This is a genomic window from Rhodococcus sp. SGAir0479, assembly GCF_005484805.1.
Taxonomy (GTDB): domain Bacteria; phylum Actinomycetota; class Actinomycetes; order Mycobacteriales; family Mycobacteriaceae; genus Prescottella.
In genome coordinates this window covers 4,481,704-4,496,051 of record NZ_CP039432.1, presented here as the reverse complement: position 1 = coordinate 4,496,051, position 14,348 = coordinate 4,481,704, and the positions used below count along the sequence as shown (strand labels likewise).

Annotated in this window: 13 protein-coding genes; 2 read left to right on the top strand and 11 right to left on the bottom strand. The window is 67.4% G+C overall.

Annotated features, from left to right (window positions below; genetic code table 11):
- The first annotated feature begins 6 nt into the window (after window positions 1-6).
- Window positions 7-705: a GntR family transcriptional regulator gene (locus E7742_RS20775; protein ID WP_441346868.1), complete on the top strand. Its 699-nt coding sequence runs from the start codon at window positions 7-9 to the stop codon at window positions 703-705.
- Between the two features lie 60 nt (window positions 706-765).
- Entirely contained in the window at window positions 766-1,731 is a 966-nt protein-coding gene (locus E7742_RS20770; protein WP_137800672.1) for an alpha/beta hydrolase, read from the top strand.
- Between the two features lie 49 nt (window positions 1,732-1,780).
- Here E7742_RS20770 and E7742_RS20765 read toward each other — a convergent pair whose 3' ends face one another.
- The 11 genes from E7742_RS20765 to E7742_RS20715 form a co-directional block, all read right to left on the bottom strand.
- Window positions 1,781-3,046, bottom strand: coding sequence for an NAD(P)/FAD-dependent oxidoreductase (locus tag E7742_RS20765; protein WP_137800671.1), 1,266 nt, complete (start codon window positions 3,044-3,046; stop codon window positions 1,781-1,783).
- On the bottom strand, window positions 3,033-3,353 hold the full coding sequence (locus E7742_RS20760) for a 2Fe-2S iron-sulfur cluster-binding protein (RefSeq protein ID WP_137800670.1): 321 nt from the start codon (window positions 3,351-3,353) through the stop codon (window positions 3,033-3,035). The genes E7742_RS20765 and E7742_RS20760 overlap by 14 nt, the downstream gene beginning before the upstream one ends.
- A gap of 8 nt (window positions 3,354-3,361) precedes the next feature.
- Window positions 3,362-4,609, bottom strand: a complete 1,248-nt coding sequence (locus E7742_RS20755; protein WP_254699089.1) for a cytochrome P450 — start codon at window positions 4,607-4,609, stop codon at window positions 3,362-3,364.
- A gap of 40 nt (window positions 4,610-4,649) precedes the next feature.
- A complete protein-coding gene (locus E7742_RS20750) occupies window positions 4,650-5,558 on the bottom strand; it encodes an SDR family NAD(P)-dependent oxidoreductase (protein ID WP_137800669.1) in 909 nt (302 codons plus the stop codon).
- Window positions 5,559-5,591: 33 nt separating this feature from the next.
- The gene (locus tag E7742_RS20745; protein ID WP_137800668.1) at window positions 5,592-6,539 is read right to left on the bottom strand and encodes an SMP-30/gluconolactonase/LRE family protein; all 948 of its coding nucleotides are present in this window, start codon (window positions 6,537-6,539) and stop codon (window positions 5,592-5,594) included.
- Window positions 6,540-6,696: 157 nt separating this feature from the next.
- Window positions 6,697-7,467 carry an ABC transporter ATP-binding protein gene (locus E7742_RS20740; RefSeq protein ID WP_137800667.1) on the bottom strand — a complete coding sequence of 257 codons (771 nt, stop codon included), beginning with the start codon at window positions 7,465-7,467 and terminating at the stop codon, window positions 6,697-6,699.
- Window positions 7,464-10,250, bottom strand: coding sequence for a branched-chain amino acid ABC transporter permease/ATP-binding protein (locus E7742_RS20735; RefSeq protein ID WP_137800666.1), 2,787 nt, complete (start codon window positions 10,248-10,250; stop codon window positions 7,464-7,466). Before E7742_RS20735 ends, E7742_RS20740 begins: the two co-directional genes overlap by 4 nt.
- 27 nt (window positions 10,251-10,277) lie before the next feature.
- Entirely contained in the window at window positions 10,278-11,522 is a 1,245-nt protein-coding gene (locus E7742_RS20730; RefSeq protein WP_137800665.1) for an ABC transporter substrate-binding protein, read from the bottom strand.
- 359 nt (window positions 11,523-11,881) lie between these two features.
- Window positions 11,882-12,412, bottom strand: a complete 531-nt coding sequence (locus E7742_RS20725; protein WP_137800664.1) for a nuclear transport factor 2 family protein — start codon at window positions 12,410-12,412, stop codon at window positions 11,882-11,884.
- Between the two features lie 86 nt (window positions 12,413-12,498).
- Window positions 12,499-12,885: a VOC family protein gene (locus E7742_RS20720; protein WP_137800663.1), complete on the bottom strand. Its 387-nt coding sequence runs from the start codon at window positions 12,883-12,885 to the stop codon at window positions 12,499-12,501.
- Window positions 12,886-12,895: 10 nt separating this feature from the next.
- On the bottom strand, window positions 12,896-13,696 hold the full coding sequence (locus E7742_RS20715) for a helix-turn-helix domain-containing protein (RefSeq protein WP_137800662.1): 801 nt from the start codon (window positions 13,694-13,696) through the stop codon (window positions 12,896-12,898).
- Window positions 13,697-14,348 lie beyond the last annotated feature (652 nt).

The window sequence follows — 14,348 nt, the reverse complement described above, 5'->3', positions numbered from 1 at the left end:
ACGAGCGTGAGCCGACGAACGGCAGCGGTGCAGAAAGACGCCGCGCCCGGGACCGGTGTCCGCGGTGCCGACTGGGTCGCCAACGAGATCGAACGCATGATCGTCACCGGCGACCTGCTTCCCGGCCAGCCGATCCGCCAAGAGCTGATGGCCGACCGACTCGGAGTGAGCCGGCTACCGATTCGGGAGGGTCTGGGTCAGCTCGCGTCGCAGGGGCTGGTCGAGCACCGCCGCAACGCCGGCTACGCGGTGGCCCGACTGGAGCAGTCCGAGTTCGACCAGATCTATCTCATGCGCGACGCTCTCGAGCGGGAGGTGCTCGCCACCATCCCGGCTCTCGATGCCGACGCTGTCGCCGACATTCGTGATCTCGGGGACCGGGTGGCCGTCGCCGCGGATCGCGGTGACGTTCTCGAGATGCGCCTGGCGAATCACGAGTTCCACTTCGCGATCTTCGACCGCTCCCCCCTCGGCCTCGTCGTCGCCGAGGTACGCCGGTTGTGGAAGCTGGCGATGCCCTACCACGCCGCCTACCTGTTCGACGCGGAGGTGCGTCGCCGGGTGGTGGCCGAACACGACGAAATGATCCAAGCCCTCGCCGACCACGACAACGGTCGGCTCATCGAATTGATGAACGAGCACCGGCGCGGCGGTGAGGCCGGCACAGGGATGTTGCTGCGAAGAACCGGTCGCAGTAGCACGTGACGCGTCCCGCCGTCGTCTTCCGCAACTGCCGAGTGCCGTTCGCACAGAGGAGGACACGACATGCCAGTCCCCGACACCGAATACACGTCCGCGTGGGATCCTGACCTCGAGTCGATCGTTCGGCGCGTCACCGGAGCCGGTAGGCGGACGATGCGCGAGGGCGGGGTCGAGAACGCTCGGCGAAACCTGGAGTCGATCGTCCGCCCCGCGGGCCCCGCGATGCGGTCCGTGACGGACAGCGGCTTCGACGGCCCGCACGGCTGGGTTCCGGTGCGCATCTACCGTCCCCGTGCCGCGCCGGACACCGCCGCTCCGGCGCTGTTGTGGTACCACGGCGGCGGAATGATCATGGGTTCGTTGGAGTCGTTCGACCGCTTGGCGCGCGACATGGCCGAGGCCACCGGGGCCGTGATCGCGAACGTCGACTATCGCCTTGCGCCCGAGCACACCTATCCGGTAGCGAACGACGAGGCGTATGCAGCGCTGACCTGGCTGCACGAGCATGCCTCGGATGTCGGTGTCGACCCGACACGTATCGGGGTGGGCGGTGACAGTGCCGGCGGAGGGCTGGCCGCGGCGACCACGCTGCGCGCCCGGAACGAGAACGGCCCGGCGATCGCACAGCAGGTGTTGTTCTACCCCGGTGTCGAACGTCGCTGCGACCGACCGTCTATGCGAGAGTTCGGGGACAGCCCGTTTCTCACCGCCGGGGATATCGACTGGATGAAGAACCTCTACCTCGGCGACGATCCGAGTCTGGACGACGAGTACGGAACGCCCGCGACGGCTGCGTCGCTCACCGACCTGCCGCCCGCGATCGTCGCAGTCGGGTATGCAGATCCGATCCGGGACGGCGTCGAGGCTTACGGCGACCGCCTCAAGGAGGCCGGGGTGCCGACCGCGCAGCTGCGCTATCCCGGGGTGGGCCACGGGTTCGCGATGCAGGCGCCGTCCGTGGCGCGTGCGCGGGTCGCGGTCTCCGAGGTGGGTGTGCTGGTTGCGGCGCGGTTCGCGGCCGGCCTCTGACGTCCGCGACGACGGTGGCACGACCGTTCGACGGTCGTGCCACCCTCACTCAGTTCACGGGAAGGGCCGCGAGGAGCTTCTTCAGCGGGACTGCGCTGTCCGACAGCGCCTCTCGCGACGGCCGGAGTCCACGCGAGAGCGCCGCGCGCACCGCGACGAAGTCGGCCGGCGCATTGACGCATTCGGCGGCGACAAGAGCGTCACCGGCGAAGTAGAGCGTCACCCGACGCCGCGGTTTCGCGGGATCGGTGCGGACGACGACATCCATGTCGGCACCGACGACCCCGACGATCTGCAGCTTCCACGGTCCCTGGTCGGACCAGAACCACGGCGTGGGACGGCGTGGGAGGTCTGCACCGAGCAACGTGGCCGCGGCTGCGTCCGCCTGCTCGGTCGCGTTGTCCACCGACTCGAGGCGGACCCTGTTCCCGGAGCAATCCTCCTGCACCGTGCAGTCGCCGATCGCGATCGTGCGGCCGTCCGACGTCAGGCACCGCTCGTCGACGACGACGCCGCGATCGCACACCAGCCCCAGGTGTTCTGCGATCTCGGTGCGCGGTTCGGCGCCGACGCCGACGAGCACAGTGGCGGCCGGGACCTCTCGGCCGTCGGCGAGCCGAACCCCTCGAACACGGCCACCACGGACCACGATCTCGACGGGGGCGGTGCCGAGCCGGACGTCGACACCCAACTCGGTGTGCGCGGCCAGCAGGAAGTCCGACGTACCCGCACCGACAGCCCGTCCCGACAGGCGAGGGGCAGCCTCGACCACGGTGACCTCGGTACCGAGACCACGGGCGGTCGCCGCGACTTCCAGACCGACGAAGCCGCCGCCTATCACCGCGAGCGGGCCACGGCGGATGCGCTGGCCCAGCCGTCGCGCGTCGTCGAGGTCCCGGAGGACGAGGACGTCGGGATGATCGACTCCGGGCAGGTCCAGAACTCGGGCCCGCGCTCCGGTCGCCAGTACCAACCGGTCGAACCTCCTCGCCTCCTGGCGGACGTGGGAGTGACGGATCCGAATCGCGACCCCACCGCCCTGCCGGTCGATCCTCGTCACGTCGGCACCGAGCAGGAGCTCGATCCCGTTGTCGCCGTAGTACTCCTCGGATCGCAGAGCCAACGTGTCCGGCTCGACCTCACCGCCGAGCCAGTCCTTGGACAGCGGCGGACGTTGGTACGGCAGGTGCGGCGACCTGTCGATCAGTGTGATCGATCCACCGAACCCTCGGGCTCGCAACCTCTCCGCCATGATCACACCGGCGTGTGACGCGCCCACCACCACGACGCTCCGGGGGTGGTCAGGTCTGCTCATCGGGCACTGTCACGTGAACGTCGACACCCTCACGGAGGACCAGCTGACACGACAGCCGCGAGGTGTCTTCGCGGTCGCTCGCCGTGCAATCCAGCATCTCGTCCTCGTCCTCGCCGGGACCGTCGAAGTACTGCCGGTCGTCCGCGGCGAGGTAGACGTGGCAGGTGGCACACGAGAGGGAGCCACCGCACTGACCGACGATGCCTCGCACGCCGTTCCGCACCGCGGTGGACATGACGGAATCGCCCGCGGCGCCGTCGACGACGCGCTCGGAGCCATCGGGCTGAACGTAGAAGACCTTCGGCACGACAGCCCCTACCAGGAAACGGGGAGATCGACGATGGGCGTGGTGAGATTGTTCATGTCCATCACCGGGTCACCCTCGAGCGTCAGACCGGGAAGTCGTGTGAACAGAACCGACAACGCCACCTGCATCTCCATGCGTGCGAGCGGCGCGCCCAGACAATGGTGCAGCCCATAGCTCAGCGTCATGTGCGGATTGTCGCTGCGGCGCACGTCGAATCGATCCCCATCGGGATATGCCCGGCCCTCGTGGTTCACCGACGCCGGGTCCACCAGGATCGCATCCCCCCTCGCGACGAGCTGACCGTCGATCTCGACGTCTTCGGTCGCGACGAACGGCACGAGGCCACCGCCACCGCTGGCCTTGTCGTACATGCACATTCGGCCGTGCCGCAGTATCTCCTCGACCGCGGTCGGTGCGACGCCGTCGACATCCTCGAGGAAGACCGCCAGCTGATCCGGATTCTTCAGCAGGGACAGCACGCCGGCACAGATGAAGTTCGCGGTGTTGTCGAATCCGGCGGTGATCAGCAGCATGGCGATGGTGAGGATCTCGCCGTCCGAGAGACTTTCGTCCTTGTGCGGTGCGTTCGCCAGATCGCTGAGGAGATCCTCGCGCGGCTGCTTGCGTCGCTCGTCGATCAGCGCGGTCAAGTACCCCGCGAGCTCGGTCATGTTCTGCAGGAGCTCTTCCTCGGGCATGTTCGCCACCGCGAGAGTCGCGGCACTCCACTTCTGGAACTTCGGCCGGTCGGCCGGCGGTACGCCGATCAGGTTTGCCAGCATCTGGATCGGCAGTGCAACCGCATACTCGGGAACCAGGTTGGTCGGCGACCCCTTCGCCACCATGTCGTCGATCAGCTGGTGTGCGTATGCCACCGCCGATTCCCGCATCGCACGTACGCGTTTCGGGGAAATCGACTTCTGGACGAGTTTGCGCAGCTGCGTGTGGTGCGGCGGATCCTCGAATTGAAGAGTGCCCTTCAGGAAATCCGGGAACTCCACGAAGTAGGGCACGGCGCGCTTGCCCGTGCGGAACGGTTCTCGTACGAAGCGTGGGTCACCGAGCATCTGCCGCGCGGCGGCGTTGCGATGAATCACCCAGACATCACCGCCGATGGGCATGGTCATCTTCGTCATGGGGCGGTCCGCGGCGATCGCGACGTATCTACGCACGGCCTCGTTCGGGGTCACCGGCCCGAACGGGTAGGAGGTGTCGACCGGTTCTGTAGTCGTGGTCTGGAAATTCGTTGAACTCACTGTGATCTCCTGGTGCTGAGGCGATGTCGTAGTGATGCGGTCAGGACGCCGCCGGAACCTCGGCGGGGGCGACGATCTGCGGGACGGCATCGGGTGTGATCGCCATGATCTCGTCGAACCGATCCGCCACGGTCTCGACCGTGAGAGCCGGGTCGTGGATCCCCACGGTGTTGAGGACGGCGAGCCGGTTGACGCCGCCGCCGGCGAGGTTGAACACCTCACCCGTCACGGTGCACGCGGCACTCACCAGATACGCCGCGACAGGGGCGACGTGCTCCGGACGAAGCTGGGTACGCATGTACTCCATCACTTCCGGCGAGAGGGAGTCCGCCGAGGCCTCCGCCATGCGGGTCCCTGCACCCGGCGCGATCGCGTTGACCTTGATCCCCGCCTCGAGACCCTCCAGCGCGAGGTTGCGGGTCAATCCGAAAACCGCACCCTTCGACCCTCCGTAGTGTGACATCCCGGGATTGCCCAGCATGGCCTGGGAGATCGTATTGACCACCCGTCCGGCGGGCGAGTTCACCAGATGCGGCCACGCGGCGCGGCACAGCCGCAGGGTTCCGAAGTAGTGGACGTCCAAGTGCCGCTGGTACTCCTCGTCGGGTACCTGATCGAACGGGGCGGTGCGAACGATGCCCGCGTTGTTGATGACGGCGTCGAGCCGGCCGAACGTCGACAGTGCCGCGTCCACCAGCGCGACGGCACCTTGCTCCGTCGAGACGTCGGCAGAACAGGCGACCGCCCTGCCGCCCGCCGCGGTGATCGCGTCGGCGACCTCACGTGCCGGGTCGTCGCCGTCCACTCCGGAGCCGTCGATCGCGGCGCCGAGATCGCCGACGACCACGGCGGCTCCTCTCGAGGCGAGCAACTCGGCGTGCGCGCGGCCGATACCGCGGCCGGCGCCGGTGATGATCACGACGCAGTGGGCGAAATCCATTTCAGTCATGGGTTTTCCTCGAATGTGCGCAGTGGAGTGGTGTCAGGGTCGGGTGTCGCCACCGCGTCGGGAGACGTCCGCGACCCAGATGCTGCCGAGCGCGTCCCGTGCGGACTTCTCGAAGTCGTAGACCTCTACTCCGACAGTCAGGTAGAGCGTGGAGCGGTCGGGTCCACCGAGCAGGCACGCCGACGCGACACCGTCCTCCAGCGGAACGGGAATCGCGTCCGTCATCCCGTCCTCCGTGAATCGGGCGACGTATCCGCTCCCGGGCATTGCTGCCCACACCCCGCCGTCCTCGTCCAGTCCGATGCCGTCGGGAAGGAACGGACACGTCGCGAAGGTCCGGGGGTTGGAGAGCGTACCGTCGACGGCCCGGTCGATGACCGTGATCTTCCGATCCATGACCTCGGCGGTGTACACCTTCGTCCCGTCGGCACTGACGGCGATTCCATTGGCGCACAGCAGTGGTCCCACCGAGTCGGCCGTGGACGCCGATCCGTCGGGTTCGACGACGATGATCGGGGACGGCACCGGTTCGTCACCCTTGAACAAGTCGAATCCGAGCTGCGTCACGTAGGCACGACCGTCGACGTCGACGACCATGTCGTTGATCGGAGCCGGCGCGAGCTCCGACACGTCGGTGTACACCTCGAGGTCGTCCGGGCGGTGTCCGCCGTGGACGAGGACGAGCTTTTCGTGCATCGAGGTCACGAGCAGGCGCCCGTCCGGAAGCCAGCCGAAGCCCCCGAGAACGATCGGCACCCCACTTCCCGCTCGGCGCCCGGATGCGTCGACCACCACCGTGACGTTTCCCTCGGTGTCGATCGTCTTCAGTGTCGATGTGTACATGTCGGAGAACCAGAAGGTGCCGTCGTGCCAGCGCGGGCATTCCGGCCAGGAGAATCCTCCGGTGATCTTGCGGGGCTCGACGACGCGAGCTCCAGCCTCCGCGACGGCGGCGGCGGTGTCGGCGACAACGTTGGTCATGAGAGGGCCTTTCGATGAGGGCGACCTGGCCTACTGGCCTACTGGCCTCGGAGATCCGCCGGTGCGGCACACCTGGCTCGTATCGTGAAGCTGCGGCACAACAGCTTTCACAACGGACGATAGGTTCCGCGCAGGGACGTGACGGTGGCCGTCCCGCTCAGCGGTCATCCACTGTCGGGTGCTCCCGTACGACGCCGGTCGGCTCGTACACCCGAGCCGCCGCACCGAGGTATGCCCGCTCGATCCGGGCGGGTTCGGTGCTCAGCGCAGCAGCCGAATCCGTCAACGCCACGCTCCCGTGTACCAGTACCGCGGCATCGTCGGCGGTCCGGAGCGCGAGATGCACGTGCTGTTCGACCAACAGCACCGACATCCCTCGTTCCGTTGCGAGACGGCGCAAGGCGGCGAGGATGTCGTCGACGATCACGGGGGCCAACCCCATACTCAGTTCGTCGATCAACAGAACTTTCGGGCGCTGCAGGATGGCCCGGCCGATCGCCAGCATCTGCTGCTCGCCGCCGGACAGTCGCCCCGCCGCGACCGCCATCCGCTTCTCCAGTGCCGGAAAGTATTCGAGGACCTCGTCGATCGCACCGCGCCGCCTCTTCCGGTCCGCCACGGCCAGCCGGAGGTTGTCGCCCGCGCTCAACTCCCGGAACAAGGCACGGTCGTCGGGAACCAGAACCAGGCCGGATTGCACCGCTTGTCGCGGTCGGCCGCTTTCGACGACAAGTCCGTCGACGACGACGTCGCCTGTGAACCTGGGCAACAAGCCGGCGAGCGCGAGCAGCAGGGTCGTCTTCCCGGCCCCGTTGGGGCCGAGTAGGCAGGCGATCCTCCCCCGCTCCACCTCCAGGTCGACGTTCCGCACACACGGCCGGGCCGGGAGGTACCCGGTGGACACGTTCCGAAGGAGCAATCCGCTCACGACAGCACCTCTTTCTCCTCGTTTGCCGGGAGGGCGGCGAGTTCGGGAATCACATCCCGGGCGGCGTTCACGTCCCCCGCCGGTGCGCCCAGGTATGCGCTGATCACGCGCTCGTCGCGCCGCACCTCGTCCGGAGTACCGCACGCCACGACCCGCCCCAGGTCGAGGACGACCACCCGGTCGCAGATCGTGAGCACCAGCTCCATGTCGTGCTCGACGAGCAGGATCGAGGCTCCCGCGTCGCGGGCGTCGCGGAGCCGCCGACCGAGCGACCGGCTCTCGGCACTGTCGAGCCCGGCCGCGGGCTCGTCGAGCAACGCCACCTTCGGGGACGCGACGAGAACGCGGGCGACGGAGACGAGCTGCCGCTGTCCCTGCGACAGCGTTGCCACCTCGGCGTCCGCGACGTCGTCGAGGCCGACCGTATCCAGGGCGACGCGGACGCGTGCCGCTGCGACCGCCCTTCCCCCGGCTCGCGAGGCCCCGACGGCGACGTTCTCGGTGACGGTGAGATCGTCGTACAGTTCGACGTCCTGGAAACTACGTCCCATTCCCTTCCGGCTGCGCAGGTGCGGGGGCAACGTGCTCACGTCGACGCCGTCGAGAAGGACCCTTCCGGTCGAACCGACGAACCCGGTGACGGCATCGATCACGGTGGTCTTACCCGCCCCGTTGGGGCCGATGAGTCCGACGATCTCACCGGGGCGGACCTCGAACGTGACATTCTCGGCGGCGGTCACCGCGCCGTATCCCACCCCGAGCGCGTCGACCGTGAGAAGCGGAGCACCGGTCGTCGCTCTCGTGCTCGCTTCTCGGACTGCTGTAGCCGGAGGCGGCTGTGCGGTGTCGGACCGTCTGCGGATCGACGGAATCGGAATCCGCGGCAGTCGGGCGGCGATCCCGTCGGGGTTCACCATGACGGTCACGATCAGCAGTACACCGCTGATCACGGCGTAGTACTCGCCGATGTGCAGGAACCTGTCGACGAGCAGGTACACCACGCCACCGGGAGCGAGGAGCCCCGCCAGGACGGCACCGGTCACGGACGTGACTCCGGCGATGTACATGATGGCGAAGAGCGTGATGCCGAGGAACACGGTGAACGGTTCGGGGGTGGCGAGTGTTTGTTGGCAGGCCATCAGCGAGCCCGCCAGTCCGGCCAGGAAGGCGCCGATCGCAAAGGCGGCAAGTTTGGTGCGCGAAACGTTGATACCGGCCGCGGCGGCGGAGCGCTCGTTGGCGCGTACAGCCAGCATGTCGGTGCCGAGTCGGCTGCGCCGAAGCCACACCACCCCCAGCGCCGCCACCACCAGGACGGTCAGGCACAGCGCTCCGAACGCGAGCCGCGGATAGTTCTCACCGGCACCGATACCGAGATCGAATCCGAAGACGCGGGGGGTGTCCACCGGGGCACCCGCAACTCCACCGTTCAATTGGGGATTGCGGAACCAGAAGGCTTCCAGGAACACCGCCAGCGCGAGCGTCACCACGGTCAGTGGTAGCCCGCGAACACGCAGAGCGGGCAACCCGATCACGATCCCGACGACGCTGGCGACCAGCGCGCCGATCAACGGTGCGAAAGGGAAGGGTATCCCCAGGTGCGTGTTGAGAACGCTGATCGAATAGGCGCCCACACCCGCGAGAGTCAGTTGGGCGAGGGATATCTGCCCGCTGTAACCGGTGACCACCACCTGGGAGAGCGCGATCACGGCGAAGATGATGCTGCTGATGATCGCAGCACGGTAGCTGCCGCTGGTGACCGACAAGGCCACCCCGGCGACCGCCACCGCGGCGGCCGCGGGCACGAGGATTCGCTCGGGTCGAGGGGCGTGCCCCAGCTGCTGCCGGACGACGCTGCCGCGGTCCGGTAGAGGCCGGCCTTTGAACACCAGGAACACCAAGATGAGAAGCAGCGGAATCGCCTCCGCCATACCTGCACGCGGGAACCAGTCGAGTAGATACTGCAGATTGGTCGACTCGGCCTGCAGGGCGCCGATCGCTGTGCCGGCGATGACGGTGAACCACACCGAACGGAAGTTGCCGACCAGTGTCGCGGCGAGCGCCGGCACGATGAACATCGAGTAGGCAACGGGATTGAGTGCGACGATCGGTGCGATCAGAATGCCGCCGAGACCCGCCACCGCGGACGACAACGCCCAGTTGGCGAAGGCGATGCGATCCGGCGACAGGCCGGTCAGGTACGCGCCCTTCTCCGACTCGGCGGCTGCTTCCGTTGCGATGCCGAACCGGGTGTAGCGGAACACCACGGTGGCGATCACGGCGAGGCCGATGATCGTGGCGGCGAGCCAGATGCGATCGGTCGGGGCGTGCCTCGATCCGATGGTGATGCTGTCGAGCGCGAAGATCGGTTCTACGGAAACGATTTCGGTTCCCACCCGCAGCGCGATGAGCGCCTGCAGAACGATCATCAGTCCGATCGACGCGACCGCCTTCGCGACCACCGTCGCGTGCCGTAGCGGACGAAAGATCAATGCGTAGAACAGCAATCCCGACAGCATGGAGATGAGGAGCGAGATACCGATGGCCGGGGCCACCCCCATCGGCCCACCGAGGTCGACCGTGCGGGGGAGCCCCGGCACAGGGACCATCAGTTCGCCCGTGCGCAGCAGCGCGTATGTGTAGGCGGTATAGAGGGCCACGGCACCCGTGGCGAAGTTGACGACGCCGGAACTCTTGAACGTCATCACGAGCGCCAAGCCGATTGCGGCGTACACGGCGCCGTTCCCCAGGCCGAGCACGAGAAACGCCAGATGGTCGGTCATGATTCTTCCTTCGAGGGATGCCGCGGACTATGTGCCCGTCACCGTGAGGTCGACCGGGATGCCCTTGTCGTCGATCTTGCCGATCAGCATCTGCTTGGAGCAGATCGACGGCATCATCGGGAAGGCTGATCCGTTGCAGGTGAACGTGATACCGCCACCGGCAGGCATCTCGACGTTCTCGGCGGTGCGCAGAGCCTCGCGGATCGACGCAGCGGTCACCTCGCCGGTGATACCAGCGGTTGCTCCGGCCAGTGCCATCACTGTCTGATAGCCGGTGGACCCGTATCCGGTGGGGCTCAGTTCGGGTGCGTACTGCGCGAGAATCGACCGGAAGAGCACCGAGTCGGGCCGATCCGACAGCGCGTCGGTGGCGGTGATGCCGATGTTGCCTTCGACGTTGCCGATTCCGAGGGCCTTGACGACGCTCTCGTCCAGACACGTCGGGATCAGCACCTTCTTCATCGTCGGCGCGGTGGTCTGCACGGCCTTGAGTACCGAGGTGCACGTGGCGGCGTCACCGATGAAACTGACGCCGTCGGGGTTGCCGGCGAGCCCCGCAGTGACGACGGGAGTCGGATCCGGCACTCCGAGGGCAACCGGCACCACGTCGAGCTCCACACCGAATCCCTGGAAGATCGGCTTACCCATCTGATCGATCATTGCTGCGATTCCGCCGCCGTCGCTGGCGAAGAACGTGAACTTCGACATTCCCTCCTGCTGCGCCGCGGTCGCGGCCGCCGTCAGGGTCCCGGGAAGTCCCGCGGACAGGGCCGCAACTTCCGGTGAGGTCAGCTCGATCGGTGCGACGCCGTTGAGCGTCACGTACGGAATGCCCGCACCGACGACGATCGGGACGATGGCCGGTCCCTGGGATGTTCCCGGCGACAGAACCGCGGCCACCTTCTGCTCGACGAACTGGTTTGCGCAGGCTGCAGCGGAGGTGGGCTCCTCCTGTTGCTTGCACACGACCAGCTCGACAGGCTTGCCTGCGATACCTCCTCCGTTCTTGTTGAGGTACTCGACAGCGGCTTCCGCCCCCTGGCGCATCTCGGGCAACGACACCGCCGCGCCACCTTCGGTGGACACGAAGCCGACTTTCACCGCCGCCCCGGTCGCCGGGTTGTCCGGAAGGACCGAAGTGGACGCAACCTGAGCGTCGGCATCAGCGGACTCGTCGTCAGCGCATGCGGCGACACCGACTGCGCCGACCACCAACAGTGCGCTCATTCCGGCCAGGGGGCGCAGGCGCCGAACTCGACCGCGTGTAGTCATGGTGGGGGCTCCTTCAGCGGGGTGGGACGGCCCGGAGCGGAGTCGACGTGTCGACCGACACTGTCGTGCCCTCCGCGTGATGTCCGTCACTCGTGGACTGTGAGCGGCGATTATCAGGACACCGCCCATGCCCGTGGCGCGCACCCTCCCGCTCACCGGGAGACCAATGCAGCACGGCCGCATCCTGCATCGCGTAGCTCGGAGGGAGCCCGCTACGGGCCAACGGGCGCAAACGGTTTGACGAGAGGGGGCTCGGGCGGACAGAATTCGGCAACGCGTCGGCGGCCCTTCGTCGGGGGCACCACGAACATGCGCGCCGCCCGGTGAGGTCGCGAGCGGCGCGCAGGCAAGCGTTCGCCTCAGCGGCCGGCGGGGCGCGGCACGCTCTCGGGGTAGACCTGCTCGAACCATCCGCGCTGAGCGGCGTCGAAAGTTCCGAGTTCCATCGCCCGACGGCCCCACGCCTTGATCAATCCGAGGAAGCTGCCGATGTCGTAGACATCCTCCTGGCCGGAGAACTTCCCGTCACCGGCATAGGTGAGAATGCTGACGTGCGGAGCGGCCCAGACCGATCCGTCACCGGGATCGGCCATGACGTTGTCCAATTTGGCGACGACGACCCCGCGGGCCTCGTCGACGAGATGGAAGTGCTCCGGAAAGGACACCGTGTGGGAACCGGGGAACTGGACCAGGCTGGGTTCGGCCCAGCTCCAGATTTCCTCCTTGCCGTTCAGAACTCCGGCCATCTGTTCGCGGTAGACGACGTCGTCGGTGAACAGCTCGAGGAAGTCACGCCAGCTTCCCTCCCCGGCACCGGCTCGATTTACGGTGTTGTGCCAATGGCGATATGCGGACTCGAGTTCTTCTCTACTCCAACTGTTTCCGGTCATGCGCGACGATAGGCGCCGGCACGCCGTCCGATGTCCGGGGGCTCCCGTTGAACGGGAGGCCGATCAGCTGCGCCGGACGAGACGCCTCACCGCGGTCCACCGCTGATCACCCACAGGTGCCCGAACGGGTCCCGCACTCGGCCTTGCCTTTTCCCGTACGGTCGATCGTCGACCGGTATCACCGTTTCGGCGCCGTGCTGCACCATCCGAGCCGCCGTCGCGTCGGGGTCCGGCGTCGTGACCATGATCAACACCGGTGAGCCGCCGATCGATTCGGGATCGCGCCATCCCCACTCGTCGACGCTCTGCGCCAGCGCGAAGGTGGCGGAATCGAGCGTGAGCTCCGCGTGGCCGACCACGCCGCGGTCGTCGGCGACGCGCAGGACGAGCTCGGCACCGAGAGCGCGGGTGTAGAACGTGATCGCCGTGTCGGCGTCCGCGACCAGCAGCTTGGGAAGAAGTGAATTGTCCATGCCCCGATGGTCAGGGAGACGGACGTCGCCATCCTTGTAGATTTCGGCCCTCTTCGTCGAGCCATCCCGTCGGCGTCGTGTTCATGAGCTCGCGAAAGTCGTGCACCAGGTGACTCTGGTCGTGGTACTCCGACTCCGCGGCAACCTGAGCCCACGAGTGCGCGCCCGCCCCGGCCCGGTTCACGGCGAACGCCAACCGGGCCACGCGGGAGGCGAACTTCGGCGTGATTCCCAGCGAGTGGCGCATGACGTCTCGTAGCCGTCTGGGACTCAGATGTGCGTGGCGCGCGAGTTCCTCGACCGGCACCGCCCCGGCACGGGCTCGGATCAGTTGCAAGGTGCGGAAGGCGTCTTCGTCGGCTCCGCCGAGACCGGTCTCGTTCAGCCGGTCGAGCAGTCGGACGCGCAGCACCGCCTCCCGGTGCGCGGCGGAGCAACCTGCCAGCTCCTCGCACAGCTGGCCCACCCACGGCAGGATCGTCCCGGCCTCGACACCGCCCGCGTCCAGATCCCGCAGGGGCACGCCCGTCAGGCGTTGCAGGGCGGGCGCCGACAGTTCGACGTAGGCGATCGGTTGCTGCGAACGGAGGATGGTGGCCGGGGTGGCCGCCCCGGGCCGCAAGAACGCCGACACGACCGACGGGAGCTGCCGGACCCGTCCGTCGTAGTGGATCTCGATGGGAGCCCCCAGGCTGACGACCAGCCGGGCGGACAGGGCCGGAACCGCGCGGTGCCCGCGAACCGCACCGTCGTGCGCACTCACGGTCACCACGCCGATGCCGGCGGCGCGACAGGCCTGACGTAGTCCCACGTCGGCATTGTCACAGATACGGCGGCCCCCACGAGCGACATCGACCTCCGCCGAATGCGGTGGTGAACGGCCGGGTCCGCGGACGACCCGTACAGTGGTGGGAGCACCCCGAGGATTTTCTCGGACCTCGGCCGTTCGGCCGCACCGGGACCCGTGTCCCGATGATCTGGTACACAAGTGCAACCAGCGCGCGCCGCGAGGCACCGCGGCATCTCGCCCGGCTCTGGACCCGCGGCCACGAGCTGGTGCCCACGCGCTACGACAAGTGAGGACCCACCGTGAACCGCAGTCAAGATTCTGCAACCGGACCACTCTTTTCCGACCCGTACGTCGTTCCCAGCGAAAACGACAGCAATTCCAGCGAGGAATTGACGAGCCCCGCGATCGCTCCCTCGGCTCCCCGTACGAGCGAAGAGATCCACCGTTCGCTCTTCAGCGCGCAGTAACGCTCGATCGCAAACGCTTGCGGCCACCCCCGCCGAGCGGGTCATTTCGACCTGTGGCTATCCGGAAGAAATCCCCCGGCTCGTGTGGTTGACTGTGATCGGTCGTAGTTTTTTGTATGGGTTCGACGCGCCCGCACACCTGTTTTGCGGACGGACAGATCTCCTGTTCAGGAATCGCCGACATCTGAGAAACCGGCGCGGGCTTG